The 16,403-nt window shown below is 67.4% G+C and carries 16 protein-coding genes and 1 riboswitch; of the genes, 13 read left to right on the forward strand and 3 right to left on the reverse strand.

Annotated elements, in window-relative coordinates:
- Positions 1 to 78 precede the first annotated feature (78 nt).
- Positions 79 to 1,089 (reverse strand): sodium:calcium antiporter, encoded by a 1,011-nt coding sequence (locus tag WS96_RS02025; protein WP_059830263.1) that lies wholly within the window; start codon positions 1,087 to 1,089, stop codon positions 79 to 81.
- 59 nt (positions 1,090 to 1,148) lie between these two features.
- A riboswitch (yybP-ykoY riboswitch) is annotated at positions 1,149 to 1,325 on the reverse strand.
- Positions 1,326 to 1,441: 116 nt separating this feature from the next.
- On the opposite strand from WS96_RS02025, the gene WS96_RS02030 reads away from it, so the two are divergent.
- The 4 genes from WS96_RS02030 to WS96_RS02045 all read left to right on the forward strand — a co-directional run bounded on the left by WS96_RS02030 (position 1,442) and on the right by WS96_RS02045 (position 4,238).
- Positions 1,442 to 1,717, forward strand: coding sequence for a metal/formaldehyde-sensitive transcriptional repressor (locus WS96_RS02030; protein WP_012338822.1), 276 nt, complete (start codon positions 1,442 to 1,444; stop codon positions 1,715 to 1,717).
- Between the two features lie 12 nt (positions 1,718 to 1,729).
- Positions 1,730 to 2,743: a CDF family Co(II)/Ni(II) efflux transporter DmeF gene (gene dmeF / locus WS96_RS02035; protein WP_059830265.1), complete on the forward strand. Its 1,014-nt coding sequence runs from the start codon at positions 1,730 to 1,732 to the stop codon at positions 2,741 to 2,743.
- A 2-nt stretch (positions 2,744 to 2,745) separates the two neighbouring features.
- The gene (locus tag WS96_RS02040) at positions 2,746 to 2,931 is read left to right on the forward strand and encodes a DUF1289 domain-containing protein (protein WP_034205583.1); all 186 of its coding nucleotides are present in this window, start codon (positions 2,746 to 2,748) and stop codon (positions 2,929 to 2,931) included.
- Between the two features lie 98 nt (positions 2,932 to 3,029).
- The gene (locus WS96_RS02045; protein ID WP_059830267.1) at positions 3,030 to 4,238 is read left to right on the forward strand and encodes an MFS transporter; all 1,209 of its coding nucleotides are present in this window, start codon (positions 3,030 to 3,032) and stop codon (positions 4,236 to 4,238) included.
- Positions 4,239 to 4,262: 24 nt separating this feature from the next.
- Here WS96_RS02045 and WS96_RS02050 read toward each other — a convergent pair whose 3' ends face one another.
- Entirely contained in the window at positions 4,263 to 5,672 is a 1,410-nt protein-coding gene (locus tag WS96_RS02050) for a heavy metal sensor histidine kinase (protein WP_059830269.1), read from the reverse strand.
- Positions 5,669 to 6,340, reverse strand: coding sequence for a heavy metal response regulator transcription factor (locus WS96_RS02055; RefSeq protein WP_034205580.1), 672 nt, complete (start codon positions 6,338 to 6,340; stop codon positions 5,669 to 5,671). Before WS96_RS02055 ends, WS96_RS02050 begins: the two co-directional genes overlap by 4 nt.
- Positions 6,341 to 6,573: 233 nt before the next feature.
- On the opposite strand from WS96_RS02055, the gene WS96_RS02060 reads away from it, so the two are divergent.
- The 9 genes from WS96_RS02060 to WS96_RS02100 all read left to right on the forward strand — a co-directional run bounded on the left by WS96_RS02060 (position 6,574) and on the right by WS96_RS02100 (position 16,360).
- On the forward strand, positions 6,574 to 6,930 hold the full coding sequence (locus WS96_RS02060; protein WP_059830270.1) for a hypothetical protein: 357 nt from the start codon (positions 6,574 to 6,576) through the stop codon (positions 6,928 to 6,930).
- An 88-nt stretch (positions 6,931 to 7,018) separates the two neighbouring features.
- Positions 7,019 to 7,300: a hypothetical protein gene (locus WS96_RS02065; protein ID WP_059830609.1), complete on the forward strand. Its 282-nt coding sequence runs from the start codon at positions 7,019 to 7,021 to the stop codon at positions 7,298 to 7,300.
- Positions 7,297 to 8,787, forward strand: a complete 1,491-nt coding sequence (locus tag WS96_RS02070; RefSeq protein ID WP_059830272.1) for a TolC family protein — start codon at positions 7,297 to 7,299, stop codon at positions 8,785 to 8,787. Before WS96_RS02065 ends, WS96_RS02070 begins: the two co-directional genes overlap by 4 nt.
- A gap of 1 nt (position 8,788) precedes the next feature.
- Positions 8,789 to 10,084, forward strand: coding sequence for a multicopper oxidase family protein (locus WS96_RS02075; protein ID WP_059830273.1), 1,296 nt, complete (start codon positions 8,789 to 8,791; stop codon positions 10,082 to 10,084).
- Between the two features lie 66 nt (positions 10,085 to 10,150).
- A complete protein-coding gene (locus WS96_RS02080) occupies positions 10,151 to 10,498 on the forward strand; it encodes a copper-binding protein (protein ID WP_059830275.1) in 348 nt (115 codons plus the stop codon).
- Positions 10,499 to 10,512: 14 nt separating this feature from the next.
- Positions 10,513 to 10,893 carry a copper homeostasis periplasmic binding protein CopC gene (gene copC, locus WS96_RS02085; RefSeq protein ID WP_059830611.1) on the forward strand — a complete coding sequence of 127 codons (381 nt, stop codon included), beginning with the start codon at positions 10,513 to 10,515 and terminating at the stop codon, positions 10,891 to 10,893.
- Positions 10,890 to 11,831, forward strand: coding sequence for a CopD family protein (locus WS96_RS02090; protein WP_059830277.1), 942 nt, complete (start codon positions 10,890 to 10,892; stop codon positions 11,829 to 11,831). Before copC ends, WS96_RS02090 begins: the two co-directional genes overlap by 4 nt.
- A gap of 168 nt (positions 11,832 to 11,999) precedes the next feature.
- On the forward strand, positions 12,000 to 13,814 hold the full coding sequence (locus WS96_RS02095) for an ExeM/NucH family extracellular endonuclease (RefSeq protein WP_059830279.1): 1,815 nt from the start codon (positions 12,000 to 12,002) through the stop codon (positions 13,812 to 13,814).
- Positions 13,815 to 14,512: 698 nt separating this feature from the next.
- Complete coding sequence (locus WS96_RS02100; protein ID WP_059830281.1) at positions 14,513 to 16,360, forward strand: S10 family serine carboxypeptidase-like protein; 1,848 nt, start codon at positions 14,513 to 14,515, stop codon at positions 16,358 to 16,360.
- Positions 16,361 to 16,403 lie beyond the last annotated feature (43 nt).

The raw sequence follows: 16,403 nt of genomic DNA on the forward strand, positions 1-16,403 counted from the left end.
GTGTCACTGCCGCCCGCATCCGCCGCCGCGAAGCGCGCCGCGCCAACGTGTTCGCCGGCCGGCGCGCCCGATCTGCGGTCAGCGCGCCAGCGTCAACGCCAGATACCCCGCATAACCCGCGCCGTTCGCGAGCAACGCCCAGGTCGCGAGCCCGCGCGTATGCGCGTTGACGCGCAGCCAGGCCGCCGCCGCGAGCGTGATGATCACGCCGGTCAGCACTTCGGGGCGCGGCTCCCACGGCGTCAGCATGATGCCGATCGCCGGCAGCAGCGTGCCCTGGAACACCATCGCGCCGGTGATGTTGCCGAACGCGAGCGTGTCCTTCCCGCGGCGGATCCACAGCACGCTGTTGACCTTCTCTGGCAGTTCCGTCGCGATCGGCACGACGATCAGCGACAGCAGCAGCGCCGATACGCCGAGCGCGTGCGATACGCCTTCCACGCCGTGAATGAAGCCCTTCGCCCCGCCGACCAGCAGCGCGACGCCGATCAGCAGTTGCAGCATGATCGTCGCGAGATTGGTTGGCAGGCCGACGCGCGACAGGAACATCGCGTGCGGCGCCTCGGTGCCGTGCCCGGCATCGACGAGGCCGGTCGACGCGCGCAACGTCAGCGCGACGTACATCACGTAGAGGCCGACCAGCATCGCGGCGAGCAGCGCGCGCACGGCCCAGTTGTGATGCGGAACGAACATCGCGACGGTCGCCAGCGAGAACGCGGCGAGGAAGGTGTTCATGTCGCGCACGAAGCCCGTGCGTTCGGGGGCGATCGTGCCGCGCAGCCCGCGCGAGCGGATCACGGCGAGCGTCATCAGGAACGTGGTGAGCGTCGCCAGCATCAGCGGCGCGCCGAGAATCGCGCCGACGCCGATCTCCTCGTTCACGGCCGGGTTCGACGTGCCGCCGGCCAGCGCGAGCAGCGGCACCATCGTTTCGGGCAGCGCGGTGCCGACGGCCGCGAACAGCGAGCCGGTCACGCCTTCGGAAATCTTCAGGCGTTCGCCGAGATGTTCGAGCGCATTGGTGAAGACCTCGGCCGCGACGAGGATGACGGCCAGCATGAACGCGAGTTCGACAAACATGAAGGTCATGCGGCACCTCCGCAGGCAGCGGTGGCGTGGGGGAAGCGAGCGGGGAGGAACATGGGGACTCCGTGGTCGGACGCTGACGAACCATGGCACATCCGCCGCCGTCCGACCAGGAACGACGCGATGTGCCGATGGTCTCGCCAAGCTGATCGGCCGAACGCGCCACGGCCGCAGGCCGAGTGTGTTGACGCGTTCGCTTTCCGGGGACGGAAAGCAGGCTACTCCCCAAAGACGGAAAGCAGTCTAGCCGAGCGGTTTTCTTTCGACAAGCCTTCGTCTCGAAAAAGAATACCCCTCCATGCTACAGGGGCAGCCTTCGGGAGATATACTCCCCTACCCTATACAGGAGCCATCGATGAGTCATACCGTTCGCGAAAAACAGAAGCTGCTGAACCGCGTGCGCCGTATCAAGGGACAGGTCGAAGCGATCGAACGGGCGCTGGAAGACGAGCGCGGCTGCAACGACGTGCTGCAACTGATCACGAGCTGCCGCGGCGCGATGAACGGCCTGCTGGCCGTCGTGCTGGAAGACCACATCCGGTCGCATCTCGTCGATGCGGACACGCCCGACGCACACGAAGGCAGCGCGACCGAGCAGCTCATCGATGTCGTGCACAGCTATTTCAAGTAAGCGGATCGGAACATGAACGAATTCAAGCGCCCGGCGACCGGCGGCGTGCACAGTCACGCGTTTCTGGGCACCGCCCATGCGCAGAACGAGCGGAAGACGTGGATGGTCATCGGCCTGTGCTCGGCGATGATGATCGCCGAGATCGTCGGCGGCTCGCTGTTCGGTTCGCTCGCGCTGGTCGCCGACGGGCTGCACATGTCGACGCACGCGGGCGCGATGCTGATCGCGGCGCTGGCCTATACCTATGCGCGCCGGTACGCCGACGATCCGCGCTTCGTGTTCGGCACCGGCAAGCTCGGCGACCTGGCCGGCTTCACGAGCGCGATCGTGCTGGCGATGATCGCGTTGCTGATCGGCTATGAGGCGATCGCGCGGCTGCTGGCGCCGGTGCCGATTCGCTTCGACGAAGCGATTCCGATCGCCGTGCTGGGGCTCGCCGTGAACCTCGCCAGCGTGTGGCTGCTGAGCGGCGATCACCATCACGGGCATCGTCATGGTCAGGATCATCCGCATCACCACGACGACGACCACGACCACGACCACGACGATGCGCACCACGCGCATCATGGTCACGCATCGCACTCGGCCGCGCATCGCGACCACAACATCCGGTCGGCCTACGTTCACGTGATCGCCGACGCGGCCGTGTCGGTGCTGGCGATCGTCGGCCTGCTGCTCGCGCGCGCGTTCGGATGGGTCTGGATGGACCCGCTCGCGGGCATCGTCGGCGCGCTGGTGATCGCCAACTGGGCGTACGGGCTGATACGCGATACGGGCGGTGTCCTGCTCGACGTCAACGTCGATCGCAAGCTGACGGACAACGTCCGCCGCGCGATCGAGGCGCTCGGCGACCAGGTCAACGATCTCCACGTGTGGCGCGTGGGCCCCGGGCACATGAGCGCGATCGTGTCGGTCGAATCGGGCGACGCCGCACGCGATGCGCGTTTCTACCATGCGTTGGTCGCGCGCTTCGACGGCATGTCGCACGTGACCGTCGAAGTGACGACGCCTGCGAAGGCGGCCTGATCGTGGCCGTGAAATCGCCGTGTATCGACCTGTGCGCATTCGACGGTCGCACGGGCTTTTGTGTCGGCTGCCTGCGCACGCGCGACGAGGCGCGCGACTGGAAGAAGCTGACCGACCATCGCCGCCACCAGATACTCAACGACCGTCCGCGCCGGCAGGCGAAACTCCGGCGCGACGACGCGCAATAGCGAGGGCGCACGCGCTGCCGAAGCCGGCGATCGGCGTCGCCGGCCTGCGGTAGTATCGCTGGCATCCAGTATCGGGATTCCTGAACCGGGAGCGACCCATGCAGACCGACTCGTCGACCGGCATTCTTCGCCAGATTCCGCGCAGCGTGTGGGTGCTCGGCTGTGTCAGCCTGCTGATGGACGTGTCGTCCGAAATCATCCACAGCCTGTTGCCGATGTTCCTGATGACGGGGCTTGGTGCGAGCGCGACGGCGATCGGCCTGATCGAGGGGATCGCCGAGGCGACGTCGCCGGTCGTCAAGGTGTTCTCCGGCACGCTGAGCGACTACCTGCGCAATCGCAAATGGCTCGCGGTGACCGGCTACGCGCTCGGCGCGCTCAGCAAGCCGCTGTTCGCGATCGCGCCGACGATCGGCGTCGTCGTGACCGCGCGGATCGTCGACCGCGTCGGCAAGGGGATTCGCGGCGCGCCGCGCGATGCGCTCGTCGCCGACGTCACGCCCGTTCACCTGCGCGGCGCCGCGTACGGGTTGCGCCAGTCGCTCGACACGGTGGGTGCGTTCCTCGGGCCGCTGCTGGCCGTCGTCATCATGCTGGCGTGGCGCGACGATTTCCGCCTCGCGTTCTGGCTGGCCGTGATTCCCGGCGTGCTGGCCGTGGCGCTGCTCGCGTTCGGCATCGACGAGCCGGCGCATGCGCCGGGCGAGAAGCGCGTGAACCCGATCCGCCGCGAGGTCGTCGCGCAACTCGGCGCCCGCTACTGGTGGGTGGTGGCCGTCGGCGGCGTGTTCGCGCTGGCGCGTTTCAGCGAGGCGTTTCTGGTGCTGCGCGCGATGGGCAGCGGCGTGCCCGTCGCACTCGTGCCGCTCGTGATGGTCGCGATGAACGTCGTCTATGCGTTGTCCGCTTACCCGTTCGGCAAGCTCGCCGATACGACGAGCCACACGAAACTGATGGTGGTCGGGCTCGTCCTGCTGATCGCCGCCGACATCGTGTTGGCGCACGGCGCGTACTGGCCGACCGTGCTCGTCGGCGTCGCGCTATGGGGCCTCCATATGGGGATGACGCAAGGGCTGCTCGCGACGATGGTCGCGCATGCCGCGCCGGCCGAATTGAGAGGGACGGCGTTCGGCGTATTCAACTTGATCAGCGGTATCGTGACGCTCGTATCGAGCGTCGTCGCGGGCTTCCTGTGGGACCGCGTGGGCGCCGCCGCGACGTTCTACGCGGGAGCCGTGTTCAGCGCGGCGACCATCGCGCTGCTCGTGTGTGTTCGCACGTCGTTTGGCGCAGGACAGGATCGTTAGCGTCGAACGTGGAGAGGCGCGGGGCTAACCGTCCGTGCCGCGCGGGAAGTAGAGCGCGAACGTCGTGTGCCCGTCGCGGCTCGCGACCTCCACCTTGCCGCGATGCAGCTCCATGATCGATTTCACGATCGCGAGCCCGAGCCCCGCGTTGCGCGCCGCGCCGTGCCGCGACGAATCGATCCGGTAGAAGCGCTCGAAGATCCGCTCGACCTGTTCGGGCGGAATCGCGGCGCCGCGATTCGTGACTTCGACGACCGCGTAACCGCCTTGTACGGACACGGCCAGCTCGATCGTCGACGTAGCTTCCGCGTGTTCGAGCGCATTCGACGCGAGGTTGCTCACCGCGCGCCGGAACAGCGTGGCGTCCGCGACGACCGGCGCTTCGCCATGCACGTCGATGCGCACGCCGGCCTCGTCGGCCAACGCATGGAAGTACGACGCGAGCCGGCGCAGTTCGCTGCCCGCGTCGAGTTCGGCGGTCTTCAGGTGCTGCCGCGCATTGTCGGTACGGGCGAGAAACAGCATGTTCTCGATCATCCGCTGCAGCCGTTCGCACTCCTCGATGTTCGATTCGATCAGCGCTTCGTATTCGTCGGCGGTGCGGGCGCGCGATAGCGTGATCTGCGACGAGCTGATCACGTTCGCGAGCGGCGTGCGCATGTCGTGCGCGAGATCGGACGAGAATTGCGACAGCCGCACGAACGCGCGTTCGAGGCGGTCGAGCATCCGGTTCACCGACGTGGCGAGCTCGCGCAATTCGACCGGGCCGCCGCGCGCGTCGAGGCGTGCGTTCAGGTTGTGTGCCTCGATGCGCGACGTCTGCCGGCCGAGGCTTTCGACCGGGCGCAGGCCGCGCGACGCGACCGCGTAGCCGAGCGCGCCGACCAGCAGCGCGCCGACGGCCGCCGCGAGCCAGATGTCGACGCGATAGCTTTCGAGTAGCGACTGGCGATCGGTCGCGGTGCGCGCGAGCGCGACCTGGATCGCTTCGCCGGACGGCAGCGTTTCGCGTGCATGCACGCAGCGCGACGTGCCGATGCCGGGCGGCGCGCACGTGAACGGGCTGCCGACGCTGCCAGCCGGATGCGGCGCTGCGATCACCGACGCGAGCGTATTGCCGGCTTCGTCGGAATGCTCGACGAGCGGATGACGTTGCGCGTCGTAGATGCCGAGATAGACGCCCGGATGCGACAGCAGCACGTCATGGAACACGGCTGGATCGGCGCGCAGCGCGGCGGCCGAGCCGCTGGCGCGTGCGAGTTGCAGGAACTGGTTGAGCTTGGCGGTGATCTCGATGTCGTCGCGCCGCGTCAGTTCAGCGGACAGCGAACGATAGAGATACGCGCCGGTCAGCGCGAACACGAGCGCCGCGACGGCGGCGAACGCGAGCGTCAGGCGCCGCAGCAGCGAATACGGCACGGGGCGCGCGGTCACGAACGATCCTCGAGCACGTAGCCCATGCCGCGAATCGTGTGGATCAGTTTCTTCTCGTACGCGTTGTCGATCTTCGCGCGCAGGCGCTTGATTGCCGCATCGACGACGTTCGTGTCGCTGTCGAAATTCATGTCCCAGATCTGCGACGTGATGAAGGTGCGCGTCAGCACCTCGCCTTCGCGTTCCGCGAGCAGTTGCAGTAGCGCGAATTCCTGCGCGGTCAGGTCGATGCGGGTGTCGGCGCGCCGCACGCGACGCTTGAGCAGGTCGATCTCGAGATTGGCGACGTGCAGGACGTCGCGCACGTTGCGCGGCGCGCGCCGCAGCAGCGAACGGATGCGCGCCAGGAACTCGGCATACGCGAACGGCTTGAGCAGGTAATCGTCGGCGCCGAGTTCGAGCCCGGCGACCTTGTCCTCGATCGCCTCGCGGGCCGTGAGCAGCAGCACGGGTGTCTGCTTCTGCGCGCGCAGCCGCCTGAGCACCTCGAAGCCGTCCAGTTCCGGCAGCATCACGTCGAGCACGACGAGGTCGAAATCCTCGTGCAAGGCGAGAAACAGCCCGTCCTTGCCGTTTTCCGCGACGTCGACCGTGTAGCTCGCCTCCGTCAACCCCTTCCGGAGGTACGACGCCATCTTGGGTTCGTCTTCGACTATCAGTATCCGCATGGTCGGGCAGGCTGTCCGTGATTCGAGCCGGTCAGTGTAAAGCCAGAGCGTACGGCGTCGCGCGTGCGCGAAGGATGACCGGCGGATGACGGAATTGTCATGAAAAGCCGGTCATGTTTCAGCCATGCCGTCGTCACCGCGGCGGCGATAAGCTGCGGTCGTCTTGTCCCCGGCGCGCGCCGTCACGGCGCCGCGACGGCCTGAACGATCGCTGTCTGCCCGATTTCGTCTCCATGTCGTACTGGCGCACCTTCCTCGTCGTCGTATTGCTCGCGCTGAGCCTGCCGATCCAGTCGTTCGCGGCTGTTTCGATGCCGTGCTCGGGAGCCGCCGTGCGGCATGCGGACAACACGTCGCACGCGATGCCGGCCGCGCAGGACGGTCATCGCGATCGCGACGACCACGCGCGGCATGCGTCGTCGTGTGCCGCGTGCGTGTCCTGCTGCTTCGGCGCTGGCATCTCGGAGGCGCTCGCGGTGCCTGCCGCGGTGAGCGTCGGCGTCACGATCGTCGCGCCGCCGCCTTCGGCAGGGGGCGTGTCGTTCCTGACCGGCGGCATCGACCGGCCGCCGCGCCGGATGTCCGCCTAGTCCCTGCCCGCGGCCGACGCGCCGCGATCCGCCATGTGCACCGGGCGCCGTATCGGGCGCGCCGGACGACTTACGACGAGACATGTTCATGCGATTGATCATTGCGGCGCTATGGGGCGCGGCGGCCCTCGTGCCGACGTTCGCGCCCGCGCAAACCCCGTTGCCCGATCCGGCGGACGCCGCCGCGTCGGTGCCGGACGTCACCGTGACCTCCGCGTTCGACGGCTACCGTCCGTATCGGGACGACGCAGGCCCGGGCTGGCAGCAACTGAACCGGGACGTGACGGAGCGGCCCGCGAAAGCACGCACGACCGGCGGCGCGGCCGGCCACGGCGCGGCCCATTCGACGCACGGAGGGGCCGCGCGATGACGACGTTCGCGATATCGCCGAGGATCGGCGTGGCCGCAGCCGCGCTGGCGTTCCTCGCGGGCTGCACGACGTTTTCGAAGGACGGCGGGTTCGACGCCGTGTCGTCCGTCGCATCGGAACGCATCGGCAAGGACGCGGTGGTGATCAGGACCGACGCCGACCGCGAAGCCGTCGACCGGCGGACGAAGGAACTGCTCGGCAAGCCGCTGTCGATCGACGACGCGGTGCAGGTCGCGCTGCTGAACAACCGCGGCTTGCAGGCGTCGTACGCGGAGCTTGGGTTGTCGGAGGCCGACCTCGTGCAGGCGGGCCGGCTGCCGAACCCGCGCTTCGCATTCAGCCGCACGCGCGCCGGCGACGGCGAGCTCACGCTCGGCCGCACGTTCTCGGCGAACGTGTTCGCGCTGCTGACGATGCCGCTTGCAACGAAGATCGAGCGCCGCCGTTTCGAGCAGACCAAGCTGGAAACGGCCGATGCGATGCTGAAGGTCGCGGCCGAGGCGCGCCGCGCGTATGTCGAGGCCGTCGCCGCGGAGCAGGCCGCGAACTATGCGCAGCAGGTGCGCGACGCCGCGAGCGCGGCCGCCGAACTGGCGTTGCGCATGCGGCAGGCCGGCAACTTCAGCCGGCTCGACTACGCCCGCGAACAGGCATTTCATGCCGATGCGGTCGCGCAGCACGCGAAGGCGCGCCAGCAGGCCGTCGCCGCACGCGAGAAGCTCACGCGTGCGATGGGGCTGTGGGGCGAGCGCGCGCGGTACGCGCTGCCCGAGCGCTTGCCGGATGTGCCGAAGGCGCGCCCGGACCTGCGCGAACTCGAACGTTTCGCGATGGGCAACCGCCTCGACATCCAGGCGGCGAAGCTGCAGACGCAGGGTGTCGCGTCGTCGCTCGGCCTGAGCAAGGCCACGCGCTTCGTCAACGCGGTCGAGCTCGGCTACGTGAACGACTACGAAACCGGCAAGGGCCACGAGCACGGCTACGAGATCGGCGTCGAGATTCCGCTGTTCGACTGGGGCGGCGCCAAGGTCGCGCGCGCCGAGGCCATCTACATGCAGTCGGCGAACCGGCTCGCGAAAACGGCCATCGATGCGCGCTCCGAAGTACGCGAATCGTACGCGGCGTACGTGACGAGCTACGACGTCGCGACGCACTATCGCGACGAGGTCGTGCCGCTGCGCAAGACGATCTCCGACGAACTGCTGCTGCGCTACAACGGGATGCTCGCGAGCGTATTCGAGCTGCTGACCGATGCGCGCGAACAGGTCGGCGCGGTCAACGGCTACATCGACGCGCTGAAGGACTACTGGCTCGCCGAAACCGATCTGCAGATGGCCGTCGGCGGCCGGTTGCCGTCGCCGGACGCGACGCATTCCGCCCATTCGGCATCCGAATCCACCCCAACCGCCGACGCTGCGCCGCAGCCGGCATCCACGCCCGCGGCGCCGTCGGCGCCCGCGACGCAACCGCATCCGGAAGGTCATTGACATGGTGTCCCGTCGACAATTTCTCAGCGGCTCGGGCGCCGCGCTGCTCGGTGCGGCGATGGTCGCCAAGGCCGGCGCCGCATCGCTGCCCGAAGCGCCGACGATGGCGAAGACCGGCACGCAGCCGCCGCTCGTGCCGCCCAACGGCCGCCCGTATACGCCCGTCGCGACGCTGAACGGCTGGTCGCTGCCGTGGCGGATGAAGAACGGCTGGAAGGAATTCCACCTGACGGCCGAGCCCGTCGTGCGCGAGATGGCGCCCGGCATGAACGCGAACCTGTGGGGCTACAACGGTCAGTCGCCGGGCCCGACGATCGAGGCCGTCGAAGGCGACAAGGTCCGCATCTTCGTGACCAACCGGCTGCCCGAGCACACGACGATCCACTGGCACGGGCTGCGGCTGCCGAACGGGATGGACGGCGTCGGCGGTCTCACGCAGCCGCATATCCCGCCCGGCAAGACCTTCGTCTACGAGTTCCAGCTCGAAGCGCACGGCACGTTCATGTATCACCCGCACGCCGACGAGATGGTGCAGATGGCGATGGGGATGATGGGCATGTTCGTCGTGCATCCGAAGGATCGCGGCACGATGCCGGTCGATCGCGATTTCGTGTTCCTGCTCGCCGCGTACGACATCGATCCCGGCAGCTACACGCCGCGCGTGAACGAGATGACCGACTTCAACATGTGGACCTTCAACTCGCGCGTGTTCCCGGGCATCGATCCGCTGCCGGTGCGTGCCGGCGACCGCGTGCGGATTCGTTTCGGCAACCTGACGATGACGAATCACCCGATCCACCTGCACGGCTACAGCTTCGAGGTCGCGGGCACCGACGGCGGCTGGATTCCGCCGGCCGCGCGCTGGCCGGAAGTGACGGCCGATGTCGCGGTGGGCCAGATGCGCGCGATCGAGTTCACCGCCGATCGCCCGGGCGACTGGGCGTTCCATTGCCACAAGTCGCACCACACGATGAATGCGATGGGCCATCAGGTGCCGAACCTGATCGGCGTACCGCAGAAGGACCTCGCGAAGCGGATCGGCAAGCTCGTGCCCGACTACATGGCGATGGGCAGCACGGGCGGCGCGATGGGCGGCATGGAGATGCCGCTGCCCGACAACACGCTGCCGATGATGACCGGCACGGGCCCGTTCGGGCCGCTGGAAATGGGCGGCATGTTCACGGTGCTCAAGGTGCGGCAAGGGCTCGGCCGCAACGACTATCGCGATCCGGGCTGGTTCCGGCATCCGAAGGGCACCGTCGCATACGAATACACCGGCGAAATGGCGGACGGTTGAAGCAGCACGCGGCGGCCGCGCCGATGCGGCCGCCGGTTTCCATTCACTCACACGGGAGTCGACACGATGAAGAAGGGACTGGTTTTGATGGCGACGGGTTGCGCGCTGGCGTTCTCCGCTGCGTCGTACGCCGCCGGCGACATGGCCGGCATGGACATGAGCGACGGCGCGAAGCAGGGCGCCGCGGCGGCGTCGCGCATGTCGCACGGCGAGATCCGCAAGGTCGACACGGCGGCCGGCAAGCTGACGATCAAGCACGGCCCGCTGGAGAACCTCGGGATGGACGCGATGACGATGGTATTCAAGGTGAAGGACCCGGCGATGCTGTCGCAAGTGAAGGCGGGCGATACGATCGACTTCGTCGCCGAGGACGTGGGCGGCGCGCTGACCGTCGTCGAACTGAAGAAGCCGTGACGCGGAGCGCGAACATGACCAGCACGATTTCCGGACGGCTTGCCGCGTTCGCCGCGGCTGCTGCCCTCTTCGCGATGACACCGGTCGCGGCCTCGGCCCACGGCAAGCTCGAAGGCGCGGCACCGGCGGCCGGCAGCACGGTCGACGCGGCGCCCGATACGGTGCGGCTCACGTTCAACGAAGACCTCGAATCGGCGTTCAGCTCGGTGAAGGTGTCGGATGCGAGCGGCAACGCCGTCACGCAGGACAACGCGAAGGTCGATGCATCGAACCCGCGCGTGATGACCGTCGCGATGCCGAAGCTGGCAGCAGGCACGTACACCGTGCAGTGGGCGGCGATGACGGCCGATGCACATCGCACGAAGGGCACCTATACGTTTCGGGTGAAGAAATGAGCGACGGCATCGTCGGCCTGTTGCGGCTCGTGGCCGTGGCGATCCAGAACGCCGGGTTCGCGGTGGTCGTCGGTGCGCTGCTCGGTCGCCACTGGCTCGCGCGCGGCGCGTCCGCATGGCAGCACGGCGTCGGCCGGCGGCTCGTCGCGACGCTGCGCATCGCATCCGTCGTATCGCTGCTCGCGAGCGTCACCGCGTTCTGGGCGCACTGCGCGCTGATGAGCGAAGTGTCGCTGCTCGACGCGGGGCCGGCGGTGTGTTCGATGCTTGCGCGCACCGGGTTCGGTCATGCGTGGCTGGCCGGCACGGTGTTCATGCTCGTCGTCGTGCTGCTGTCGTTCGTCGGGCGCGCGAACGACACGCGGTTTCCGTTCGCGATGGCGGCCGCGCTTGCCGCTGTCGCGCTCGCGCGCAGCAATGGCGGCCATCCGGTGGACGCCGGGCTGTTCAGCGTGCCGGTGTGGGTCGACTGGCTGCATCTGCTGGCGATCAGCGCGTGGGTCGGGCTCGTGCTCGTGACGGCGTTCGGCCTGATGCCGCGGCTCGCCCGCATGCCGGCGAGCGAGCGCATGACGGGCGCGGCGTTCGTGCAGTCGCTGTCCGATGCGTCGACCTGCGCGTTGATCGTGCTGTTCGCGACCGGTGCGTACAACGGCTGGCGCGGTGTCGAGACGCCCGCCAACCTGCTCGCGTCGACGTACGGACAGATCCTGCTGCTGAAGCTCGCGCTCGTGCTGCTTGCCGCGATGCTCGGCGGGCACAACCGCTTCTTCGGGATGCCGAAGCTGCTGGACGCGTTGAAGGACCCGGCCGCCGCGATGCCGGTACGCGCGTCGAAGCAGTTCGGCGCGGTGCTGCGGATCGAGGCGGTCGTGCTCGGCGGCGTGCTGATGGCGGCGGCCGTGCTCGTGTCGAGCGCGCTGCCGGGGACGGTCTAGCGCGGCGGGTTTTCGTCGGAAGATCGGCTGCATTGTCGAGACTTGACCGGGCGACGCAGGGCGATCGCGGCGCGATGACGCCAATTACATCGGCCTGTCTGCCGATTACCGGAAACTGTCATTGAGCGCCGCTAAGCTTTCGTCACCCTCACAACCGGGATTCCCTCCATGCGCTCGACAATCCGCCTGCTTGCCCCGCTATTGCTGCTCCCGACGCTCGCCGCGCCGGTATTCGCCGCGACCGCCGCGCCCGTCAGCCCGAATTGCGGCGGCAGCACGACGCCGATCGCCGACATCCAGGGGCCGGGCGCGCCGTCGCCGCTCGCCGGCCAGAACGCGTCGATCGAAGCCGTCGTCACCGCCGATTTCGGCGGCACGGACGGCTTCGGCGGCTTCTTCGTCCAGCAGGCCGACGCGCAGCGCCGCAACCAGCCGGGCGTGTCCGAAGGCCTGTTCGTCTATGCGCCGAAAGCGCGCGCGAAGGCCGGCGATCTCGTGCACGTGACGGGCAAGATCGAGGAGAAATACGGGCAGACGCAGCTCACGCTGTCGGGCCCGATCGCGGTGTGCGCGAACGGCCAGACGGTCACGCCCGCGACGCTCACGCTGCCGGTCGACAGCCCGAACGCGTTCGCCGCGTACGAAGGGATGCGCGTGCGCCTGCCGCAGACGCTGAGCGTCACCGACAACTACGAACTCGGCCGTTACGGCAGCGTGATGCTCAGCAACGGCCGCCTGCGCACGCCGACGAGCGTCGTGCCGCCCGCACAGGCGCAGGCGCAGATCGACGCGAACGCGCGCAACCGCCTGATCCTCGACGACGGCTCGAACAAGCAGAATTCCGCGACCGTGCCGTACCCGGCGCCGGGCCTGTCGGCCGCGAACACGCTGCGCGCGGGCTACACCGTGCGCGACGTCGAAGGCGTGCTCGAAGTGCGTTACGGCGCGTGGCGCGTGCAGCCGCTGCCCGGCGCCGCAGTGCCGGCGTTCGAAGCACGGGCGAACCCGCGCACGAACGCGCCGGCGCGCGATCCGAAATCGAACCTGCGCGTCGCGTCGTTCAACGTGCTGAACTACTTCAACGGCAACGGTCTCGGCGGCGGCTTCGACGATCCGAACAATCGCGGCGCGAAGACCTTCCAGGAATTCCAGCGCCAGGAAGCGAAGATCGTCAGCGCGCTGAAGGCGATCGACGCCGACGTGATCGGCCTGATGGAAATCCAGAACAACGGTTACGGCGAACTGAGCGCGGTGCGCCAGCTCGCGGCGAAGCTCGGCGACCACTGGCGCGTGGTCGATCCGGGTACGTCGCGGCTCGGCGGCGACGCGATCGCGGTCGCGATGATCTACGACAGCCGCAAGGTCGAACCGGTCGGCCGCGCGGCGACGCTCGCGATCGACGACAAGAACCGTCAGCCCCTCGCGCAGTCGTTCCGGCTGATCGACGGCAACAAGCAGGCGCTGACGGTGGCCGTGAACCACCTGAAGTCGAAGAACTGCCCGGACGCCGCGAACGACGATCTCGACCAGGGCGATGGTCAGGGCTGCTGGAACCCGACGCGCACGCGCGCGGCGGCGAAAGTCGCCGACTGGCTGGCCGGCAACCCGACGGGCGTCAATAGCCAGGGCGTGCTGCTGATCGGCGACTTCAACAGCTACACGTACGAAGACCCGATCCGCACGCTCGAATCGCGCGGTTACCGCAACCTCGTCGCGCGCTGGATCGGCGCGAACGCGTACAGCTACGTGTACAACGGCGAAGCCGGCTATCTCGACCACGCGCTCGCGACGCTGCCGCTCGCGTCGCACGTGAAGGCCGTGCACGAATGGCACATCAACGCGGACGAGCCGCTCGCGCTGCAGTACACGCTCGCGTACAAGTCGGCCGAGCAGCAGAAGACGTTCTACGCACCGGATGCGTATCGCTCGTCGGATCACGATCCGGTGCTGATCGATATCGCGTTGCCGGGCGGCGGGAAGTGACGATGGTTTGAGTGCCTGCGACAGGCGCGACGCGCGGCAATGCCGTCCGTCGCGGCCTGTCCGGGAAAGCCGTTCGAATGCCGGGTAAATAATGCCGCGCAGAATTAATCGAACCGGTATTTTATGGATGACGCAGTGCACATCGTTTCTGCAATTGAAGCGTGATTGAAGCGAATCGAATTATCGAATGACGTGCGCATGTCGCTGCACCGTCCCGATCGAGCCGGCGATAATAAAAATGAAAGAATGACCCTGTCGATCCGAAGGCTTTGAATACGCTTCGCCAATACGGGAAAGGCTTCCGCGTTGTGCGGGAAAAGTAAAATATTCGGCGCGGCATTGCCGATGAAGCATACCTTGCACGAATAATCCCGTTTTCTTTCAAATTCCAGACACTGTCCGCCCTTCGCATCATTGCGGGATTTTTAATATCCGAATGATCTTTGACAACGCGGCGCAGCACCGCCTATTTTTGTCATGTCGTAAATTTCAGTAATACAAAAGTGGTCCAAACTGCAGGGGGCGCGTCCTGGCATCATTCTCGCCGGCAGTTTGCTGTGTCTGTATCAAGTTCAGTCTCTTAGAAGTCCCATCCAACCGCCGATTGCCGACCGTGCAACGCGAGTGGCGGGTACGCCTGCGCGTTTCGCGGGCGTCGGCGGCCTTTGTGACGCGGTATCCGAAATCAAAGGGCAGAGATGAAACCAGACAGGAGCAGTACCGGCAGCCGCCGCGCTCGTCGCGGCCGGCTGGGCGGGCTAGGCGCATTGACCGCCATGACACTGGCGCTCGCGGCATGCGGCGGCGACGATTCGTCGTCCGTCGGCGCGTCGAGCCTCGCACAGGCCACCGCGAGCCAGCAGGCCAGCGCGCAGGCGGCCGGCACCCAGGCGCCGGCGGCCAACCAGCCGTACGTCGACCCGGTCGCGTATTCGATGAACGCGACCGACGGCCTCGCGCCGTCGCAGGTGGCCGAGAAAGCGGCCGTCATGCATTACCAGTGGAAGGGCGGCGGCAAGACGATCGACTACACGACGACCACCGGCCACCTGACCGCTCAGGACGCGAACGGCAATGCGGAAGCGTCGATGTCGTATGTCGCGTACACGGCGCCCAGCACGAACGGCAAGCCGCGCCCGGTCACGTTCGTCTATAACGGCGGGCCGGGTTCGTCGTCGATCTGGCTGCGGCTCGGCTCGTTCGCGCCGACCCGCGTGGCCACGCCCGATCCGCTGTTCGGCAACAACTGGCCGAACTATCCGCTCGTCGACAATGCGGAAAGCCTGATCGACACCACCGACCTCGTGTTCATCGACCCGCCCGGCACCGGGCTGTCGGAAGCCGTGTTGCCGAACACCAACCAGAAGTACTGGGGTTCCGACGCGGACGTGAACATCATGCGCGACTTCATCCAGCGCTACCTGAACGTCAACAGCCGCGGCACGTCGCCGATCTACCTGTACGGCGAATCGTACGGCACGCCGCGTACCGACATGCTCGCGCTCGCGCTCGAATCGGCCGGCGTGCACCTGACGGGCATCGTGCTGCAGTCGTCGATCCTGAACTACTTCGCGGATGCGGTGGAAGCGGTGGCGATCACGCAGTCGACCGAAGGGCTGCTGCTCGATACCGACACGGTGGCCGGCTATCTGCCGGGCTACGCGGCGGTCGCGGCGTACTTCAACCAGGTCTCGCCGGCGCCGGTGAACCAGGATCTGTACGCACTGCAGACGGAATTGTTCACGACGCTGATCTACAGCCAGCTGCAGAAGTACTCGCAGTCGTGGGTGTTGAGCCAGCTCGGCATTCCGGATGCGCTCGGCACGCCGGTGTTCCCGAGCGATGCGACGCTCAGGCTGTGGTCGATCCCGTCGAGCCTCACGCAGCAGGCGCTGCGCGGCTACTTCAACGCGAATCCGTTCGGCACGAGCCTGCTGCCGGGCACGACGATCGGCCGGTATGACGGGCGCGTGTCGTTGCCGAATTCCGATCCGCGGCTGCAGACCGACGGCGATCCGTCCGACATCCTGATCTCGCAGCCGTTCACGAACGCGCTCGCGACGCAGATGCCGGACTATCTCGGCTACACGGCCCCGAACGCGACGTACCTGCCGCTGAACGACAACATCATCGGCGTCTGGGACTTCTCGCACGACGGCCAGCCGATGCCCGACACGATCCCCGATCTGCTCGGTGCGCTGCAGCTCAACCCGAAGCTTCGCGTGCTCGCGGAGAACGGCTACCACGATCTCGCGACGCCGTTCTTCAACACGGAGAAGCAGCTCGCGCGGCTGCAGACGGTCAAGGGCCTGAATCCGAAGCTGCAGGTGAACTTCTTCCAGGGCGGTCACATGACTTACCTGGACGACGTCGCGCGTCCGCTGATGAAGCGGGATCTGCAGACGTTCTACAAGGGCGCGCGGATTCCGACGGCGCTGACGCTGCGCATGCTGCCGCCGCCGTGGCCGGACGAAAACCCGCCGAGCGTGCCGACCGGCAGCGTGCCGGGCGCGACGGCCGCGACGACGCTGGCGGCCGCCCCGTGAGCGACGGACGCGTTGTCGGCGGAACCCTCTATTCATCCATTGA

Source organism: Burkholderia sp. MSMB1835, from assembly GCF_001526365.1.
GTDB lineage: Bacteria > Pseudomonadota > Gammaproteobacteria > Burkholderiales > Burkholderiaceae > Burkholderia.

Excerpts from the sequence above, each read along its gene's own strand:
- WS96_RS02100 (WP_059830281.1), top strand. The coding sequence starts at position 14,513 with ATGAAACCAGACAGGAGCAGTACCGGCAGCCGCCGCGCTCGTCGCGGC.
- WS96_RS02095 (WP_059830279.1), top strand. The coding sequence starts at position 12,000 with ATGCGCTCGACAATCCGCCTGCTTGCCCCGCTATTGCTGCTCCCGACG.
- WS96_RS02030 (WP_012338822.1), top strand. The coding sequence starts at position 1,442 with ATGAGTCATACCGTTCGCGAAAAACAGAAGCTGCTGAACCGCGTGCGC.
- WS96_RS02070 (WP_059830272.1), top strand. The coding sequence starts at position 7,297 with ATGACGACGTTCGCGATATCGCCGAGGATCGGCGTGGCCGCAGCCGCG.
- WS96_RS02080 (WP_059830275.1), top strand. The coding sequence starts at position 10,151 with ATGAAGAAGGGACTGGTTTTGATGGCGACGGGTTGCGCGCTGGCGTTC.
- WS96_RS02045 (WP_059830267.1), top strand. The coding sequence starts at position 3,030 with ATGCAGACCGACTCGTCGACCGGCATTCTTCGCCAGATTCCGCGCAGC.
- WS96_RS02075 (WP_059830273.1), top strand. The coding sequence starts at position 8,789 with ATGGTGTCCCGTCGACAATTTCTCAGCGGCTCGGGCGCCGCGCTGCTC.
- WS96_RS02065 (WP_059830609.1), top strand. The coding sequence starts at position 7,019 with ATGCGATTGATCATTGCGGCGCTATGGGGCGCGGCGGCCCTCGTGCCG.
- copC (WP_059830611.1), top strand. The coding sequence starts at position 10,513 with ATGACCAGCACGATTTCCGGACGGCTTGCCGCGTTCGCCGCGGCTGCT.
- WS96_RS02055 (WP_034205580.1), bottom strand. The coding sequence starts at position 6,340 with ATGCGGATACTGATAGTCGAAGACGAACCCAAGATGGCGTCGTACCTC.
- dmeF (WP_059830265.1), top strand. The coding sequence starts at position 1,730 with ATGAACGAATTCAAGCGCCCGGCGACCGGCGGCGTGCACAGTCACGCG.
- WS96_RS02025 (WP_059830263.1), bottom strand. The coding sequence starts at position 1,089 with ATGACCTTCATGTTTGTCGAACTCGCGTTCATGCTGGCCGTCATCCTC.
- WS96_RS02060 (WP_059830270.1), top strand. The coding sequence starts at position 6,574 with ATGTCGTACTGGCGCACCTTCCTCGTCGTCGTATTGCTCGCGCTGAGC.
- WS96_RS02090 (WP_059830277.1), top strand. The coding sequence starts at position 10,890 with ATGAGCGACGGCATCGTCGGCCTGTTGCGGCTCGTGGCCGTGGCGATC.